Source organism: Lentisphaera profundi (assembly GCF_028728065.1).
GTDB lineage: Bacteria > Verrucomicrobiota > Lentisphaeria > Lentisphaerales > Lentisphaeraceae > Lentisphaera > Lentisphaera profundi.
The window spans coordinates 2,702,280-2,721,143 of sequence record NZ_CP117811.1 but is presented as its reverse complement, the minus strand read 5'-3'; the positions used below and the strand labels follow the sequence as shown (position 1 = coordinate 2,721,143).

General features: G+C 35.0%; 17 protein-coding genes. 3 read left to right on the top strand and 14 right to left on the bottom strand.

Going from position 1 to position 18,864, the window contains the following annotated elements; all coding sequences use genetic code 11:
* Positions 1 to 95 precede the first annotated feature (95 nt).
* From PQO03_RS11170 to asnS, 3 genes are read right to left on the bottom strand one after another with little or no spacing between them, the layout of a single operon-like run.
* Positions 96 to 815: a TatD family hydrolase gene (locus tag PQO03_RS11170; protein ID WP_274150343.1), complete on the bottom strand. Its 720-nt coding sequence runs from the start codon at positions 813 to 815 to the stop codon at positions 96 to 98.
* 4 nt (positions 816 to 819) lie between these two features.
* On the bottom strand, positions 820 to 3,246 hold the full coding sequence (locus PQO03_RS11165; protein ID WP_274150342.1) for an O-antigen ligase family protein: 2,427 nt from the start codon (positions 3,244 to 3,246) through the stop codon (positions 820 to 822).
* A 34-nt stretch (positions 3,247 to 3,280) separates the two neighbouring features.
* Entirely contained in the window at positions 3,281 to 4,660 is a 1,380-nt protein-coding gene (gene asnS, locus PQO03_RS11160) for an asparagine--tRNA ligase (protein WP_274150341.1), read from the bottom strand.
* Positions 4,661 to 5,172: 512 nt separating this feature from the next.
* Here asnS and apaG point away from each other — a divergent pair.
* The gene (apaG, locus tag PQO03_RS11155) at positions 5,173 to 5,565 is read left to right on the top strand and encodes a Co2+/Mg2+ efflux protein ApaG (protein ID WP_274150340.1); all 393 of its coding nucleotides are present in this window, start codon (positions 5,173 to 5,175) and stop codon (positions 5,563 to 5,565) included.
* Between the two features lie 90 nt (positions 5,566 to 5,655).
* On the opposite strand, the gene PQO03_RS11150 is transcribed toward apaG, so the two are convergent.
* Entirely contained in the window at positions 5,656 to 6,057 is a 402-nt protein-coding gene (locus PQO03_RS11150) for a hypothetical protein (RefSeq protein WP_274150339.1), read from the bottom strand.
* A 209-nt stretch (positions 6,058 to 6,266) separates the two neighbouring features.
* Here PQO03_RS11150 and PQO03_RS11145 point away from each other — a divergent pair, with 209 nt between their 5' ends.
* Positions 6,267 to 7,481 (top strand): IS4 family transposase, encoded by a 1,215-nt coding sequence (locus PQO03_RS11145; protein WP_274149601.1) that lies wholly within the window; start codon positions 6,267 to 6,269, stop codon positions 7,479 to 7,481.
* A 385-nt stretch (positions 7,482 to 7,866) separates the two neighbouring features.
* On the opposite strand, the gene PQO03_RS11140 is transcribed toward PQO03_RS11145, so the two are convergent.
* The 6 genes from PQO03_RS11140 to folD form a co-directional block, all read right to left on the bottom strand.
* Positions 7,867 to 8,319 carry an Lrp/AsnC family transcriptional regulator gene (locus PQO03_RS11140; protein WP_274150338.1) on the bottom strand — a complete coding sequence of 151 codons (453 nt, stop codon included), beginning with the start codon at positions 8,317 to 8,319 and terminating at the stop codon, positions 7,867 to 7,869.
* Between the two features lie 10 nt (positions 8,320 to 8,329).
* A complete protein-coding gene (locus PQO03_RS11135) occupies positions 8,330 to 8,842 on the bottom strand; it encodes an HAD family hydrolase (RefSeq protein WP_274150337.1) in 513 nt (170 codons plus the stop codon).
* Positions 8,843 to 9,097: 255 nt separating this feature from the next.
* The gene (locus PQO03_RS11130) at positions 9,098 to 10,081 is read right to left on the bottom strand and encodes a hypothetical protein (RefSeq protein ID WP_274150336.1); all 984 of its coding nucleotides are present in this window, start codon (positions 10,079 to 10,081) and stop codon (positions 9,098 to 9,100) included.
* Positions 10,078 to 11,088 carry a D-alanyl-D-alanine carboxypeptidase family protein gene (locus PQO03_RS11125; RefSeq protein WP_274150335.1) on the bottom strand — a complete coding sequence of 337 codons (1,011 nt, stop codon included), beginning with the start codon at positions 11,086 to 11,088 and terminating at the stop codon, positions 10,078 to 10,080. Before PQO03_RS11125 ends, PQO03_RS11130 begins: the two co-directional genes overlap by 4 nt.
* On the bottom strand, positions 11,088 to 12,329 hold the full coding sequence (gene pcnB / locus PQO03_RS11120) for a polynucleotide adenylyltransferase PcnB (RefSeq protein WP_274150334.1): 1,242 nt from the start codon (positions 12,327 to 12,329) through the stop codon (positions 11,088 to 11,090). Before pcnB ends, PQO03_RS11125 begins: the two co-directional genes overlap by 1 nt.
* Complete coding sequence (gene folD / locus PQO03_RS11115; RefSeq protein ID WP_274150333.1) at positions 12,322 to 13,209, bottom strand: bifunctional methylenetetrahydrofolate dehydrogenase/methenyltetrahydrofolate cyclohydrolase FolD; 888 nt, start codon at positions 13,207 to 13,209, stop codon at positions 12,322 to 12,324. The genes pcnB and folD overlap by 8 nt, the downstream gene beginning before the upstream one ends.
* Before the next feature lie 198 nt (positions 13,210 to 13,407).
* Between folD and PQO03_RS11110 the strand changes: the two genes are divergently transcribed.
* Entirely contained in the window at positions 13,408 to 14,463 is a 1,056-nt protein-coding gene (locus PQO03_RS11110) for a glycosyltransferase family 9 protein (protein WP_274150332.1), read from the top strand.
* A 22-nt stretch (positions 14,464 to 14,485) separates the two neighbouring features.
* Here the strand turns inward: PQO03_RS11110 and moaA are convergent, their stop codons facing one another.
* From moaA to PQO03_RS11090, 4 genes are read right to left on the bottom strand one after another with little or no spacing between them, the layout of a single operon-like run.
* Positions 14,486 to 15,508, bottom strand: a complete 1,023-nt coding sequence (moaA, locus tag PQO03_RS11105) for a GTP 3',8-cyclase MoaA (protein WP_420792867.1) — start codon at positions 15,506 to 15,508, stop codon at positions 14,486 to 14,488.
* On the bottom strand, positions 15,498 to 16,697 hold the full coding sequence (locus PQO03_RS11100; protein ID WP_274150330.1) for a molybdopterin molybdotransferase MoeA: 1,200 nt from the start codon (positions 16,695 to 16,697) through the stop codon (positions 15,498 to 15,500). Before PQO03_RS11100 ends, moaA begins: the two co-directional genes overlap by 11 nt.
* A gap of 36 nt (positions 16,698 to 16,733) precedes the next feature.
* Positions 16,734 to 17,282, bottom strand: coding sequence for a 4Fe-4S dicluster domain-containing protein (locus PQO03_RS11095; protein WP_274150329.1), 549 nt, complete (start codon positions 17,280 to 17,282; stop codon positions 16,734 to 16,736).
* 1 nt (position 17,283) lies between these two features.
* Entirely contained in the window at positions 17,284 to 18,864 is a 1,581-nt protein-coding gene (locus tag PQO03_RS11090; protein ID WP_274150328.1) for a 4Fe-4S binding protein, read from the bottom strand.

The window sequence follows — 18,864 nt, the reverse complement described above, 5'->3', positions numbered from 1 at the left end:
TACGCTTATAAAAAATTCGCGCGTAATTTAGCACACAAGATAAAACTTGTTAGTTAGGGTCAAAAAAACCTTAAGCTTTTCGAAAATCAGTAAATTTATTTAAAAATATCATTGTAATTTTTATTGATTATTTTCAATATTTCTGCTGCTGGTTTAGCTCTAAGTATTGATAAAGTATCCACTAAACGAGTGCTTAAAAATGAACCACTTTGACCATCATTCATTTTTACATAAGGTGCATCAGATTCCAATAAAATGTGCTGCAAATCAATTGTTCTCAAAACCTTCTTTCCCGTTCGTGATTTTATCATCGCCGGATTTAAAGATAAATATATATTGTCACTTAGCTCATCCAGAAGTTCAATTGGACCTGAATACCAATGCAATATAAAAGTAGCTTTTCTGCTTTTTATCATCTTCATTACTTGCTCTGCAGAGCGTCGTGAATGAAGTGATAAAACACAATTACCTTTAGCTTCAGCCAAATCTAGAATTTTTTCAAAAATGCGAATTTGTTTTTCTTGCTCGTTTTCGTCCACTGTAAAATCTAAACCAACTTCGCCAATAAAATGCGTTTCTTTTAATTGTTTTTCAAAGGCTAATATATCCTCTTCTTCATCTTTTATATAAAGTGGGAATAAACCCAAACCCGCTCTAATTAAAGAATTGTTTGCTGCTAATTTGCGAGCTTCGCAAAATTGCTCTGGTCGTGTGGTCACACAAAACGTTGGAATTTCGACTTCTGGTAATTCTTCAAAATCTAATAAATGACAATGAGCATCAGAAAGTAAAAATTTGTTTTTATTCCAAAACATTTATCTATTTGAGTTTATTATTCATTTCAGCAAAAGGATGAGGTAGAACTCCTTTCACTCGAAGTCCACTCAAATTATTGAACTCAATTATATCAATTATAGGCCAAACTGATAAAGTATAAAAATTCCCATCACTATTTAAAGTAGTGGATAACATGTAATTTCTTAGAGCACAATTTTGTGGGTAGTAAAAGCTATAAAGCTCAACTTTTTCACTTACAGTATTAAAATCTCGTATCCCTTTAAAATCGAAAACTTTTAATTTTTCTTGATCGATAAATACCAAACCTTCACACTTATTTTCTTTCATAATCAAGGAGCTCTTTATATCTCTCTGACGAAGAATAACTGATAGTAAAGAATAGTAAGAAATTGAAGATAAACTTTTTAATTTCAAAGACTCTTTTGGTGAACTATATTTAAGTTCATCATTGATAGTGTATTTATTTTTGAATTCTTCAAAAATTTGAATCCTATTCTTATTAGAATAAAGCTGATTTATTTGCTGCATTTCTAGCCAAAATTCAGCATCTAGTTTATTAAAACCATAGCTATAATAAGAAGCTAATTCAGGATACTTATTTATATTATTGAAGAACTTATCTTGAGTATCATTATACTGTGCGCCTCTTAATCGGATATCCGTAAAGTTATACCATTCTTTAAAAGTTTTTTGATTTAACCATTTTGACCTAAATTCTTTTAAGTCAGCATAATAGTATTTAGCGTAAGCTATAAACCTATCTTCATAAATTTGGTCGAGATTATTAACAAGAGGGAATATTTCAGAGCTTTTCCCCAAACTTATTTTAAGGTTTATTAAATCAATTAAAGAATTGACATCCCAGGGAAAATCTATTAGATCTTTTTCGCTATAGAGTTCGGCTTCATTTTTATTGTTTAATTGACTATTTATATTCGCTAAATGTCTATTAATTCTTTTGTAATGAGGAGCCATTTTATCTATTTCTAAGGACTCTTTTAAAGCTTCATTAGGAAGGTTCAAAGATTGCTCATAAGCTCTCATAAGTGTGTATTTAAAGTCTAGATCTCTCGACTTATATTTCACAGCATCTTCTAAATCTTTTTTTGCTTGTGGAAAACGGTCTTTTTTATTACTTTTAAAGGCTATATATCCTTCACGGTATTTAATTTGTCCTATCAAATCTCTAGCTACCATAACAATAATAAGTAATGAAAATAAGGAGGATATATAAACTAAGTATTTTTTTCTATTGGGACATCCATCACATACTTTAAATTGTACCTCGTTTCTCCATAAATAAGCTGCACACAAAGCAAAAGCCATAGAAGTAGGGGGCATAACTAAAGCTTTATCAAAGAAACCCTGAATTAACAAAATAGTGAAAGCTGCTAAAAAAGGCCATTCATCTCTATCTGCTTTAGCGGCTCTATTGAGTAAAAATAAGCAAATCAACATTAATGCAAGACTTGCTAATAAACCATTTTCTATCGCTATAAGCATAAATTGATTGTGAGGATGAGTGGTTTCATCTGAATTAATTATATGCTTTTTATATCCTTCTTGAGCATAAATAGGAAAAGCTTTTTTAAAGTTATTTTGACCTACACCAAGCAAATTATCTTTAATGACGTGAGCTGAACTCGTCCACAATTCTTTCCTTATATCATTGATTAAAAATTTCTCGTATTTTTGAGGAAATAGTTTTGTCGCAATAAGGGGAACTAAAAATAAAAACAATAAAATTAAGAGCTTGTTTCTTATCTTTAATTTTCTCGATATAAAGAGTAAAATCACAATTATAATTGCTAGGTAACTCGCTCGAGAAGAAGCTGCTAATAAGGCTTTTAAAGTCAAAGAACAAACAATTATTAGACTTCCATATTTCAAATAATTATTCTTTACTAATGAAAAAATCATATAGATAAAGAAAGGTAAAGTCATACACAAAATTGCCGAAAACCAATTGGGGTTACCCGCTATTCCATAAAATGAATTGAAGCAATAATAATGAATTAAGTTAATAAATAGAATGACTGAAAAGAGCAGGGAAACAAAAAATAAACCGCCTCGACGATTATCTTCATTATTAAAAGCTGCTGCAACGCAGTTCATCACTAATATAAAGTTTAGACTTATTAATAAATCAGCACCATGAGCTTTATTAAGAAGAAAACTTAATAAGGCTGAGCCCACAAAGATCATCGTCATGTAAGAAGAAAATGACTTTAATTTAAACTTATCGCTATTTTTTATGATCCACGACAAACTCAGGCCAGACATTAATAACTCTACGGGAAGACGAAAAAGAAATACTTCTCGAAATAGAGTTGTTCCTTGGGGTGATATAATAACCAAAGGATAAGCTAAGAAAGCCAAAAGAAATAAACTTGCTTGTAAGGGGTAGTTCTTTAACCAAGCCTTCATATCTACTAAATTTTTATTCAAATGACTTTCCTTGTATTCATATTATATAACTTTATTAAAATTTGGCGTTTTTTGGTGTACGAGGAAAAGGTATGACATCGCGAATATTACTCATACCAGTACAAAACTGAACCAATCTTTCAAAGCCCAAGCCGAAACCTGAATGAGGAACTGAACCATAACGGCGTAAATCCAAGTACCAAGAATAATCTTGTGGATCTATCTCTAAATTTTTCATTCTCGCTAATAATACATCCAGATTTTCTTCTCTTTGACTTCCGCCTATAATTTCACCTATTTGAGGACAAAGTACATCCATTGCTCGGACTGTTTTTTCATCATCATTAAGTTTCATATAGAAGGCTTTTATATCTTTAGGATAATCAGTCACAATAACTGGCTGCTTAAATACTTTTTCAGTCAAAAATCTTTCGTGTTCACTTTGAAGATCTATTCCCCATTTTACAGGAAACTCGAATTTAACACTAGATTTTTCGAGAATTTTCACGGCTTCAGTATAAGTAATTCGAGTGAATTCAGCTTCTGAGAGAAGTTCTAATTTAGAAATAATTCCCTTCTCAATACGTTGATCAAAAAACTTTAGGTCTTCTTCAGCATTTTCCACAACACTTTTAAAACAATACTTTAAATAATCCCTTGCTAAATCAGCATTTTCTTTAAGTTCAAAAAAAGCTGCCTCGGGTTCTACCATCCAGAACTCACTCAAATGACGAGATGTGTTTGAGTTTTCAGCCCTGAAAGTTGGACCAAAAGTATAAATACGCCCCATACCGCAAGCATATGATTCCCCATTTAATTGGCCACTCACAGTGAGGTGAGTTTGTTTACCAAAGAAATCTTTTTTGTAATCAACCTTATCCAAATCTGTTTTTGGCAATTTATCCAAATCCAAAGTTGTTACTTGAAACATTTCTCCTGCACCTTCACAATCCGATGCCGTTATTATGGGGGTATGTAAATTTAAAAAATGGCGACTTTGGAAGAAATCATGTGTTGCCTTACTTAATACATTTCTTACTCTCATTACCGCACCGATACTATTGGTTCGACAGCGTAAATGAGCTGATTCCCGTAAAGTTTCGAAATTGATTCTTCCTTTCTGCAATAAATAGCTTTGATCTGTATTTCCGTAAATAACTACATTATCTGCCTGAAGTTCATACGCTTGTTTGGCTCCAGGTGATTCAACTAACTTACCTGATACCTTAAGAGAAGCTCCCGTATGAAGTGATTTTATATCTGAATAGTTATCTAAATTATCATCTGCTACTACCTGAATCCCTGTAAAAGTAGAACCATCATTAATTTCTAAAAAAGAAAATCCACCTTTAGAATCTCTTTTTGTTCTTAACCAACCAGCCAAAGTGATTTTATCACCGACTTTATCTTTATTCAGTTCTTTAATTAAAAGCATCTTTTATCCGTATATTATATATTACTAAAAAATTACTCCGCTCTATTTATATAGCTAAATCAGTTTATAACTAAATAAGAGAGAAAGGGCATTTTCTTTAAATATTTAAACAAAGTAAAAAAGCTCTTAAATGCAAATAAAGTTATTAACAACAAGTTGTTCACAGAGTGTTTATAATAACTGTTGATAATGTTAGTAACTATATTGATAACTTTGTGTAAAAGCCAAAAAGGTACTTACTAACAATAATAAGCAACATCAATTAACAAACTAATGAACAAGTAAAATCTTATATAAACCTTTATTAATAAAGTATATAAAAAGTTACTCACACTATTAACAGGCCCTATATATACTATATATTAAATAAACTAATACTTATAATAATATAGAAAGAATTAAATAATAAGGAAAGGATTTTTCTTTTGTATTTTTTCAATGAAGCAGTGATTTCTTTTTAGAAAGTCATAATTATGGAATATAGTGAGAGATGCTAATCAAAGGAACATATCGTGAATAAGGTCTCATCAGAAAATATTACAGAGGGAATCAAAGTTATTGCTGATCCTGTTTATCAGCCTTATCACTCCTCCGAGCAAGAGAAGCGTTTTTTATTCTCCTATGAAATTAGTATTATCAACCAATCGCAGATTGGTGTAACACTTCGATCTAGAATGTGGAAAATAATTAATTCTGATGGCGAAGAAAAAATTATTCGTGGTGAAGGAGTTGTTGGAGAAATGCCTTTCATTGCTCCTGGTGAATCTTACCAGTACACAAGCTTCTCAATTTTAGATACTCCTTTTGGGACAATGGAAGGATTTTATATTTTAGAGAGGGAGGACGGCGATGTCGTTCAAGCTAAAATAAATCGTTTCTATTTAACCGCACCAATTACTCATTAGTTTAAGCTAAGTACATTTTTAGCTAAACGAATAGCTAATTATGGAGGATTCACTCTCTCTATAAATTTTACTAAAGTAAGCCATTATAAACTATTTTTTAGAAGTATCCTTTTTTTTATCTTTACTGACTTCTTTCTTTTCTTGAATTTGAATGAGGTCTATGCCTATTATTTTATTTTCATAGACGGTTGCATGAAGAGTCACTTTTTTACCAATAACGGGATCTACTTTATCTTCTAGACTAGCTGAGAGTGTATAAATTTTATCTGCTTTTATTTTATATGATTGCGTTCCACCCTCATCCGATATATAAATAATACCTGTTACTTTCTTATCTTGTTTAGGGTCTTTTTTAACAACTTTTTTCTTATTACGATTTTGATTGTTATTATTACTTTTCTTCTTATTATTCTTTTTAATAATAATAGGCTTATCAGCCAAAATAATATTCATTGGAAATAATGATAAACATAAAAAATTTCTTCGATTCATAATATAATCCTATCTGTGTATTCAATATACTAATAAGGTTTTTATATAGTCAATAAGCAAGTAAAGTTGATTAAAATATACAAAAAAATCTAGAGTAATTAAGTCAGGATTTATTCAGTATTTTCACAGCCATCCCATAAAAATAACTAAGCTATGAAAAATCTAGCTTCAGATGTTTCTTTTAATAACGACAAAAAAAGGAGTCCATCATGAAGCCAGACAAAAGTAATGTATGTAGTCTCAAACAAATCTGCCAATTAATTCCAGGACATTTAGTTCAAAAACTTGCAGATAAGCACGGAATCAAAACTCGTAAGTTTAGTCCTTGGAGCCATGTTCTAACCTTACTTTATGCTCAGTTATCTCATTCTCTGAGCTTAAATGATATTTGCGATAGCCTTCAAAATCATAGTGGAAGCCTTGAGCCTATACGAGGCGCGACAGTCCCGAAACGAAATACCTTATCTAACGCAAATAGAACTCGTAATGCCGACATGGCAGAAGAACTTTTCTGGAGTGTTCTTAATCACTTACAGAATAAGTATGCGGGCTTTGGTATTCAGCAAAAATATACTGGTTTTCCTAGACGTTTCAAAAAAGCAATTCACGCGGTGGATTCTACAACTATCCAGCTTGTTGCTAATTGTATGCCATGGGCAAAACATCGTCGTCGTAAAGCTGCGGCTAAATGTCACATGAAGCTTAACTTACAAAATTTCTTACCTTCTTTCGCTATTGTAAAAGCTGCGAACACTCATGATTCAACGGAAGCAAAGGAATTATGTGCAGGAATGTTACCTGGAGAAATAGTGGTTTTTGATAAGGCTTACGTGGATTATAAACATCTCTTTCACCTCAATGAACGTAAAGTATTTTGGGTTACTCGGGCAAAAGATAATATGAGCTACGAGATTATTGAAAATATCTCTGAAGCCAAAGGTTCTATCATCCGTGATCAGCGTATTCGTCTCAAAGGTACGAAAACTCAACTGCATTACCCGACAGAATTACGACTTGTCGAAGCTGAAGTAGAAATTGACGGAAAACTTAAGAAAATGGTTTTCATTACTAACAACTTTAAATGGGCTCCCAGTTCAGTCGCACAAATCTATAAATCACGTTGGGGAATCGAAGTGTTTTTCAAACAGATCAAACAAACATTGCAAATATCTGATTTCCTTGGCCATAACGAAAATGCCATTCGGTGGCAAGTTTGGACAGCATTATTGACTTACGTGCTTTTGCGATTTTTAGCATTTCAAAGTAAGTGGAAATATTCTTTCTCAAGAATATTCACCGTTATCCGTGGCGTACTATGGTCAAGGCTTGAATTGTACTCAGTCCTCAAATCCTGTGGGACAGCCAGTGACCCACCAAGGCTATACTCAACTCCTCCTCAGCAGTATTTGCCGGGATTTACATAAATCTATGGGACAGCCAATGACTGAGCCTTAATCAAAACCAAAACATCCATCTAATAAATAGAAGGTATTTACACAGGGAAATGTATTAAAGAGTCAGTTTTTCCTGCTCTATGGGATGACTGTACAGTATTTTTATAAAATAGTTTTTGTTTAAGAGTAGGAAAATCCATTGCCCAAATAATATCTAAGTTATAAGGCCTAGGAAGAAGCTCAGCTAGGTCTTTAATGATTTTAGGTATAAATGGTTTCTAGTAAGCAATAATAGCGTCTAGACGATCAGTTGAATAAAATGGAGTGGTGTTCGAATAAGTTCAGTATTCTCATTAAAAAGGCTCAAATAGACTTAGTACAGCATCTGCTAAACGACCGAGCTTAATTATTTTGCTTAAATCCAGTAATTATCAGTTTTTAAAACGATAAAACTTTCTGTATTAATAATTTCTTTCACACCAGCAATAGAAGTGGTCAAGAAATTAATGAGTCCACGGTTACCACGAACCGCCACGACAATCATAAAATCGTAGCGTCCTGAAGTAATAAAAGTCGTACGTACTTCGGGGAGTTTGGTGATCTTTTCAAAAGCAGTACGAAGTTTACTTGATTCAGATATACTTACACCTAAAACAACGAGAAGCTCTTTTTCCACATAGCCAGGTTTTACGGCTCCGGATATTTTTAAAATACCTTTCTCAGTTAAACGCTTCACTCTATGTCTAACCGTTCCCTCTGTTACATTGAGTTCACGAGCAATGGCAGAATTTGACAAGCGTCCATTTTCACGGAGCTTCTCAATAATTTCCCAATCAAGGGGATCAATAATTTCTTTTGCATTACTCATTATATAAACCTTAAAGATTATCTATTTTTAAAATACTTATTCCAAAGCCTTTTGCGACTTCCGCAAATTCATCTTTTATAGATAAATAATGACATTGACTTAAACTAAGAGAATATTTTACTGCAGCATCCAAAAATAATCCTCCTTTGCGAGGGTGACAGGAGCAACTTACACTTAAAGCTTCATTTCCATCAGCATCTTCATGATGGATACAATTGAGTTGATCGAGTAATTTACTTGATTTATCTTTTATTAATTCTTTCAAAGTTTTATCTATTTTATCTAGTTGATCGAGGGTTTGATGAGAGAGAGCTAACTCCTTTGCATGGTGAACTAAAATGAATTCTAAATCACCATATTTTGATGAGTTAAATTTATCTAAATGACTACTATTAAGTTGATAATCTATAGATCTATAACAAACATCTCCAGAATAAGTAATAAGAAGGTCGCGGTCAATAAAAATAATTTCTTTATTTCCCCTTTCTGATGATGAGCGTAGGCTTAGTTTTTTATTTTTCATTTTATTAAGTTTAGTCTTTTATTATTATACTTAGTATTGATGCAAAGTCTTGATAAATAAGTGCTTTATGATTGTTAACAGTTTTGTATTATTTGAAATAATTATATTACTTATATTTTAATAATTAACATAAAGTATTCATTATGAGTAACTTATATAAAATAAAAAAATACTAACTATTAAAAATAAGCCTGTTAATAACTTGTTAATAAATATAGTGTTATTATACATTTTTTAATTGATCAAATCGAAATTTTAAGCTTTACATAGTTTTGACACAAAATTAATAATAGCCTCATTATGACCCATGGGAGCTTTTAAATTATCCTTTAAAGTTTGAAAATCTTCGAAGCTTTTTAATGCGCGATCCCAGCTAATATCTGCGGCCCAAGGTATATCAAAACAAGCACTAGAACTTAGTTTTTGGCTTAATTTTAGCAAGTCACAAAACCATAGTTCTAAAGCATTAATTAAACACTCTCTTTCTTCTAACATTTTTGTTTTTATAGCGAGTTCTAAGCGTTTTTTTCTATCGCCAGCTTTTTCATTCTCATCTTCTTCTTCATTTTCCAAATCACTCATTATTTCTAACTCTGCTTGAGTGCGTAGAGAAGCCATTAAAGAGTTTAGTTTACTTCCACCAATCCAAGCACTATTAATGCCGTTAGCGGGCTTTAAATTTTGTAAAATTTCCTGTAATTCAGAAAACCAAGGTTTATTGAGGTAAGAAAAACTCTCGCGATTAAGGTTTAAAGTACGGCAGCGAGAACGAATTGTATCTAAAAGTGAATCTGCCTTATTAGAGACTAAGAAAAAACAAGTTTGTGGTGGAGGTTCCTCTAAAGTCTTTAGAAAGGCATTTTGTGCCTGTTCAAGCATACAATCAGCTTCGTAAATGATCCCTATCTTAATTTCCCAGGGAAGTGGCTTATAGCCAAACTTAGAGATGAATTGTCGAATGTGGTCAGTCAGTATAGAGCGTGATAAAGACATAGGTTTTAAAGTATTGCAATTATGTATCCCTAACTTATGTCTTTTGCAGGCTTCGCAAACACCACAAGGACTTCCATCTTCGCCACGATCCAAACAGATCATTACTTCAATCCATCCTTGTACAAATTCGTTTAAATACTCAACATCCGCACCAGAAACAATCCATGCGTGACCTGATTGATTAGATTTAAGAGATTTAAGTATATAAGGTGAAACCTTGTCATCGAGAAATGTTTGATAAGTCATGGAACTCTCACAGCCCAATTTAAAAGTGCTCTCATAGTTACGTCACGAGTATTTTTACTTGGACAACCAGTAATAGCCATAAAATAAAATTTTCCATTTGAGCGAACGCTTACAATTTGGCACCAGCCTGCATTAATAGTAAAACCTGTCTTATAACCATTAACACCTTTAACACCAAGCAGAGGGTTGGTATTGCCTAGGCGTACAGGCTTACGAGAGTTTTTTGGCAGTAAAACTTCACGTGAAGAAGTCCATTTAAGTATCATCGGGTAATCATGAATACTTTTTCTTATTAAATGTAGCAGATCACTCATAGAGGAATGATTATCTAATTCGGGTCTTTCTCTATTAAAAGGTAAACCGTGAGCATTCGAAATTTTAGTTTGCTTCATTCCCAATTCTTTAGCTTTTAAATTCATCATAGCAATAAAATTGTTGGAATTACCATGACCAAAATATTCAGCTAAAAGTTGGCAGGAATCATTAGCACTTTTCACCATGGCAGAAATTAGTAGTTCCTCAACACTTATGGTATCTTTGGGATACTTTCTCAAAAAGGAGCTCGATGACGTTTGCATTGAGCTTTTTGAGATAAGGACTTGGTCAAGCAAACTGTGTTGTGGATTAGCTTTTATATGGTCTAAAACAGTCAAAATAGTTAAACACTTTGTGAGTGAAGCAATGGGAACAGATTTATTGGCACCTGACGACCAAAGCGTTTTTCCCTTATTCATTTCATAAACAAGTCCAACTCGTACTCGTGAAACAGAAGGAAAACGATAAGCTGATTTTTCAGCTTTATGATTATCTTCTATAGAAAGGTACTTAAACCTTTCTATTAGAGGCTCAACAAGTGTTTTCTTAGCCTCTAATCTTTCAACTTTTTTAACTTCAGTTTTAGAAAATTTAAGATCGGATTTTTTTTGTAAATATTGTCCCGAAAAATAAACTGCTATAGCCAAAATTAAAATAGGTAAGCTTATCGATATAGCTTTCGGAACTTTCATTACTTATCGGGTTCTTGTTTATCTTTTCTTGGGTTTCGACGATTTTTGGATTTTGGTTTGTTTCCAGGTTTATGATGAGAGCTTAAACGTGGTTCAGGTAAAAAGTCAGCTTCAGGCCAATCCAAATGAGGTGCCATTGTACGGTAAAGTAAAGAAGCATAAAAGAACTCAGGGTGACGTTTAATTTTACCAATATTATGAGCGTTTAGAATACGTCCCTGCATCATTATCACATCTTTAACACGTGCGGCAATGATACGAGTCATATTATGAGGCTTCATAAAATCATTAACGGCGTGACGCAATTCTCGGTCAATACCCTCACGGTGTTCCCAGTTATCTCCGAACTTAGAACCAGGATTCAAACGTTTCTCAACATAGCGGTAAGCTAAAATGGGGAGTGAATAAGCTCTCGATAAAGTGCTACCCTTGGTAATCATAACATCTCTTTCATTGAGAATATTAAGGTAAACGTCTCTATCGTCACTTGAAAGAATATCAGAAAGATTAGGCATTATATGTTCTAAAAGTCCTGACTGGTGACAAGCATCCATGGTTTTAGCCATGTAGGGCTTATAGGTAATTTTTAAAATTTCTTCGTAGAGTCTTCTTTGTGAAACCAAAGTGATTTTTGGAGCTAATTCGCGAATCGCTTTTTCAACATCTGGCTCAAAATCAAAACCATACTGAGCCTTTAGTTTCACAGCTCGCAACATTCTCACTGGGTCTTCAGTAAAACGAACCATAGGATCGCCAAGAGAACGAACTTTTTTGTCCTCTATATCAGCAATGCCACCACAAAAATCAATAATTTTGTTTTTGTTAGTAGGGTCTAAAAATAAAGCATTTACCGTGAAGTCTCGGCGATTAGCATCTTCTTCAGGTGAACCCCATACATTATCACGCCAAACAATCTCGCCATCGTCACTAGGACGCGCAGAGCGTTCTTTTTCATTTGGGGTACGACGGAAAGTGGCTACTTCATAAATGGTACCACGCTCATAAACGTGAACAATTTTAAAACGACGACCAATAATTCGAGCCTTTCTTCTTCCGAAAACGGCACTTATTTCTTCGGGTGTGGCACTGGTCGAGATATCAAAATCTTTAGGATTTTCACCCACAAGCAAGTCGCGAACGGCACCACCAACTAAATAAGTTTCATAGCCGGCTTCACGTAATTTACTAATAACTAGTACGGCACCGCGATCCAAACGTGGGTTAAAATCGAAATTATCCAATATTTTCTATCCGTTTAAAGGCTAGTAAAGTGTTCGTCATTAACATTGCAATAGTCATCGGACCAACGCCACCGGGAACAGGAGTAATGAGTGCAGCTTTTGGAGCCACAGACTCAAAATCAACATCACCACATAAACGATAACCGCGTGGGCGACTAGCATCATCAACGCGGTTAATACCTACATCAATAACGACAGTACCTTCGCTAACCATATCACCAGTAATGAACTCAGGAATACCAACGGCAGCAACGACAATATCCGCGCGGCGAATTTCAGCACCTAAGTCAGCAGTTCTAGAATGGCAAATAGTGACGGTAGCATCAACGCCTTTCTGAATCATGAGTGAAGCCATTGGCTTACCAACAATATTGGAACGACCAACTATTACAGCGTGTTTACCTTTGGTTTCGACGCCGCTGCGTTTGAGTAGCTCTAAGCAACCCGCAGGCGTACAGGGACGAAAACCTTCTTCAGCACCAGTAAAGACAAGTCCAACATTTGAAGGGTGAAAACCATCGACGTCTTTTTTCGGATTGATATTGAGAATAATTTGCTCTTCATCAATTTGTGGTGGTGGTGGGGATTGAACGAGAATACCGTGAATAGCAGGGTCATTATTGAGTTCTTCAACAACTGCTAAAACAGCTTCTTGGCTTGAATCAATAGGCAAAACTATTTTAACAGAATGATAGCCAAGTGAGTTAGCCATTTTTTCTTTTGAATTAACATAAACTTGTGAAGCAGGATCCTCGCCCACGAGGACAACGGCTAAACCAGGAGTTTTGCCAGATTTTTCTCTAAGTGAACTAACTTCAGTGTGCAATTCTTTTATAATTTCATCGGCAATTACTTTGCCGCGAATCAATTTTTCTTCCATAAAATTTTCCAAATTAAAAGTGCTTACAAAATTCTTCTAATCTACATGACTTTGCGATCTCCGCAAACGAGCTCAAAGCTCATATTAAAAAGTCCTTTACTTTTTCTTAGAGTCTTGTCCAAAATCACTAAATTTGAGATTTTTTTAATCATTGAATACTATTTATTGAACTACAGAATTTGCTTTGTATAGTGCCCTATGAAAATCCTTTTAATAAAGCAAACTTCTCTTGGCGATGTAATTCACTCCAGCCTAGCCATAGAGGCAACTCGAGCTCAATACCCCAAAGCTGAAATTCACTTCATGGTGGATAAATCATGTAAGCTCGCAGTAGAGAACAATCCTCATATTGATAAACTTATTCTTTTTGATAAAGTTTTGATTGCGCAAAAAATGAAAAAATCCCTAATCAATATTTTCTCAGTCTTGGGACAATTTATGAGTGCTCTTCGCGAAGTTCGCAAAGAAAAATATGATTTAGCGATAGATCTACAGGGAATAGAAAGAAGTATTTTCTTTCTCTATTTTTGTCGGGCCAAGAAAAAATATCTTAAAGGAAAGAAACCCTTTTTGAAAGGTTTTAAAAATGCTGATAAAAATGATCACGCGCTCGATGAGCTTAAAGGAACACTAAAATTAGCTGGAATTGAAGCTGATAAATTCTTTCCAAAAATTTATTTGAAAGAGGGTGGAGAAGCCATACTAAAGAAGAAACTTCCCGAAGAATTAAAAAATGCCCTCGAGGATAAATCTCAGCAAGTCATTTTAATGAGTCCCTATACTTCTTGGGAAACAAAAGATTACCCAGTTCAGAACTATTTGCGATCAGCGCAATTAATAAAAAAAGACTACCCACAAGCCCAATTTATTTTTATTGGAACACCTGATAAAAAAGCTGAAATAGATGAAGAAATTATTAAGTTTAAATTAGATGAGTCTTTTGCAAAAAACATTTGGAATTTAGCCGGTTGTACAAATATCCAAGAGTTGCAGGACTTAATTCGTTTAGCAGATCTGACTATTGCGAGTGAAGGCGCCGTGGGGCACATAGCGAGTGCGCTAGATCGTCCCATTTGTGTTATTTTTGGACCAACTCAGCCAACTAGAGTGGGACCCTGGGGAAATCATGCCCGAGTGATTCGTTCAAAAGAAGCTCAATGCTTAGCCTGCTACCAACGTTTTTGTGATCAGTGGATCTGTATGAACAATCTAGAAGATCAAATAGCTCAAGCAGCTAAAGAATTACTCCATTAATTTTGCTTTGTAAAGGCTTAAATTAGCCACCAATTTTAAACATTTCTACAATATCGTGGGTACGTGGATTTTTCAGTGCTTCCTGGCGTTCTTCAGAATAACGATTGCTTCGATTTTCCCAAACCCCACAAATTTTTTCAGCAATACTTTGATCACTTGATCCATCGCGAAGTAAGGTTTTTAAATCAAAGCCTCGTCCGGAAAATAGACAGGTATAAAGTTTGCCATCAGAAGAAATTCTGGCTCTTGTACACGAAGAACAAAAAGCTTCTGTTACAGAAGATATGAAACCAACTTCTCCCTTTTTATCAGCAAATTCATAACGTCCAGCAACTTCTCCATAAAAGTTGGATTCTCGTGCCTTGAGTTCAAATTCCGAACTAATAATTTTTCTTACTTCAGCAGAAGGTAATACTTTTTTCATATTCCATTCATTCTTATTTCCCACATCCATAAACTCAATAAATCTTAATATGAGTCCTTTTTCGCGAGCATAACGTGTGAGCGGTAAAATTTGGTATTCGTTAATGCCTTTTTCGATGACAGTATTAATTTTGAGTTCTTTAAAACCTAATTTGATGGCAGTATCAATCCCAGATAAAACATCATCTAGATTGCCTCTACCACCATTCATTAATTTAAATTTTTCTGGATCAAGTGAGTCAAGGGATACGGTAATACGACGAATACCGGCCTCCTTTAGTAAAGGAGCTTTTTCTGTTAATAAACTCGCATTAGTGGTTATAGATAAATCGACTAAGTTTTCAATTTCGTTTATTTCAGAAATAATTTGATTAAGTTTGGGATGTAAAAGCGGTTCGCCACCAGTAATTCGTATGCGTTGAACGCCGAGTTTTACGAAAATATTAGCTAAGCGAACAAATTCATCAGGGCTTAATTTTTCGTCATTTTTAAAAAATTCGTAATCTTGATCTGGGGGCATGCAATATAAACAGCGAAAATTACAGACATCAATAACTGAAATCCTTAAATCCCGCATGGGTCGTGTAAATTTATCGAAAACTTCCATAGAGTTACCAGGTATAAAAGGGAGCAGAATAAGCTTCGGGAAAAAGGTCAGTTTCGGCTTCGAGTTCTAAAAAACCATCAGATCCAGATAAAGCGCCAAAATCACCAGAGCCATTTGTTTCTTTTGGAGTCGCACATAAGCGAGAGTTAGCATCAAAATAGGTCGTAACGGGTAAGAAACGAGTCATCTTTTTAGAGAATTTAAAATCTTTAGTGAGTACTGCGAGTGGAATCTGTTTTTGAGGCAAACAAGCAGAGCTTTTTTGTAATTGAGGTAAAATATAACGCTGAAAATTAATGACTGCCGAGACCGGGTTACCGGGTAAACCAAAGACTGTTTTTTGGCCTTTAACGCCAAACCACAAGGGTTTGCCTGGTCGTTGAGCCACTTTATGAAAAACTTTATTAACACCTAGTTTTTCGAGCACACGGGGGACAAAATCGAATTTCCCCATGGAGACTCCACCAGTAAGAATCAGCATGTCGTTTTGCTCTAGGAGTTCAGCTAGTTTTCTTTCAAGTTCAGCTTCATCATCTTTGAGGTGATATTCATTACTTTTAGTGAAACCAGCTGCATTTAAGCCTGCGAGGATGGCTACTGTATTGGAGCGACGGATTTGCCAAGCCTTGAGTTCTTCGTCTGGGCCGACTAATTCATCTCCTGTCGCAATAATGGCAATAGAAGGAGTTTTTGAAACATCTAAGAATCCATAACCTGCAGCAGCGGCAACGGCGATATCGGGTACTTTGAGTCTTATTCCTTCTTCAGCGAGTAAAAACCCTGCAGCATGATCACTGCCATGTTTATGAATATTCTGCCATTGACTCAATTCTAAACCAGTCTCTAAACTTGCGACACCATTTTCCACACTTAGGCGTTCGATGGGAATCACACAATCACAATGATGAGGCAATACTCCACCAGTCATAGCTTCAAAACAATTTTCCAAGTTTTTAAGCTCAAGGGGCTCGTGACCAGCAGCTTGAATGCCCTCAATGAGAAAAGATCTTTTGCCATCCAAATAGCTTTGAAAATTGATGGCAATGCCATCCATGGCGATACGATGAAAAGGTGGGTTTTCTCGTTCAGCACAAATATTTTCACGAAGAATATGCTCGGAGCAAAGAGCCGTTGCGAGTTTTTTAGATGGGTAAATGGGGCTAAATTTTTCAATAAGCTGAGTAGCTTCAAGAACGCTAATCATTTCTTTTTTCCTTATCATTTAACATTTGACACATAGTTATATATTTTCTATTTTAATTGCGGAACCGGCATTATCACAGTAAAAGGAACAGAGTCCACAACCAGAGCATTTATCCAAATCAATGTGAACTTGTCTATCAAAAATTTTAATAGCGCGAAGTTCAGAAGGGCATACACTACGACATTCATCGCAAATTGTTCCTAAACTAATAAGACATGAATTCATATCGACAAGGGCTTTCGCTATAGGCTTAACTTTTTCATCATTATTTTTACTTAATACGCCCGAAGGACAAGCCTTTATACAATCAAAATCAGTACACCAATGACAGGGAAGTTCTCGAGGGTTTAAATATGGAGTATACTCAAATTTACCCGCTTCAGGTCCAAGTTTTTTGATTACACCATGAGGGCACGCTTCAAGACAAGCCGAACAATTGTCACATTTATCCAAAAATAAATCCTCACTTACGACCCCAGGGGGACGAATATATGATTTTATTTTGGATTCTTTTTTATCCTCAAAAGCCAAGTCCATCAATTTTGAGGGGCGCAGGCGAAATAACTGTCGACGTGAAATAGTCATTTTACATTCCCGTACGCATTTCCATCGGTTGAGCAATTAACCATATACTGAAACTGGAATAAAGAATCATCACGATTAGTTGTGGAATAAGACAGCGAATAAAATTCTTACGATCCTTAAAGAGAACTTTGGCAATACGATCGGCAACGATAACACCAAAAATATGGCCTATGACAATGAGGATAACCTGAAGATACCAAATACTAGTCAAGGAAAGCATGGGTGCGTATGTTTTTGTTGCGGTACCGAAAAGGTCCCAGCCCCAACCCATAGGATCTGAAAGCAAAGGGATGATATTCTGAGCTTCCATGAAAAAGTGCATGCCATTGTGAGCCAAATGATAAAAAAGGGCAACGGGAATAAGTGGGTAAGCAAAAGCTTTAAAAAAGTCTCTCGTTCGCATTTTATGATTGCAAGTCAGCTGTTTTGTTGTCCAAGCAGAGAACCAAAAAATCCCCATCGGTATAAGAATCATAAATATCATCAGTAAGCTAAAAATGGGGGCTTGGCTTAAACCCGTCATCGCACGGGTCATATCCACCATAATATTCCAAGATGGAGTCATAGTGATTCCATGAAAACTAGTGAGAGCAAGCAAAGTTACAGCAAAAAAAGCTTCATCCATTTTAAAGCGTGAACGATGAATAAGGTCCGCAGCAACAGAGCGTATATTGAGGGCCATATTATCATGAGGACAGGCTCGTACACATTCTGTACACATCGTACAATAATTATTATCATTGATGCCACCGGGAAATAGCATGGTGGGGCAACCAGTCGCTTTTTCATTGCCACGTAAACAATCTTTCGTTGTACAAGCATTGCAGACATCCATGGATTTACCGCGAAGTTCGAGAGGGCTAAACATGGCATAAAGTCCACTAATGCGACCAACCATACAGAGGTATCGACAAAAAACTCTTTTTTCAAATATGCTAACCGTCAATATGGCTATAGCTAAAAAAATGAGCCCCATAATTGCGGACATAGAAGGAGATTTAGTCATATCATCAATGCCGAGTTCTAGCCAAGTGAGGAAGACAAAAAGACCGAGAGCGGGATAGACATTCTTAAGTTTTTTTGGCCATTTCATTTCAAAGCCAATTTTCTTTTTACGTGAGCGTAAAGAGAGCGAACTAATGATCGAACTGAGTCCTTCCCAAGGACATATAGCACAGAAAGTTGTGGCAAAACCCGCGGCTAGAAAAATCAATAAAATCCACCATATAGTCCACACTAACATCGGCACAATACTAATGCGTTGACTTCCAAAAAAGCCCGCAAAAATTATAAAAAGAAAGAGAAAAATAGAGAGCGACTGGATTATTAAAGGGAAGCTATTTTTTTTAACAATTTTGAGTAGTAAGGGGAATTTCTCAAAGAGATTAAAGGTCCAATAAGATTTGATTTTAAAGGAGGCCTTACTGTTAATAAAAATATGTGAAAAAATGAGTATGGCAGCAATACTTGCGGAGGCTAACCAGTTCGGAATACCTTGAACTGATTGAGAACAGCAACTTTGCATAACCGCATCAGCAATTTTACTTACACTTTGTTCTTGAGCGAGCAGTGAGTAATTCAT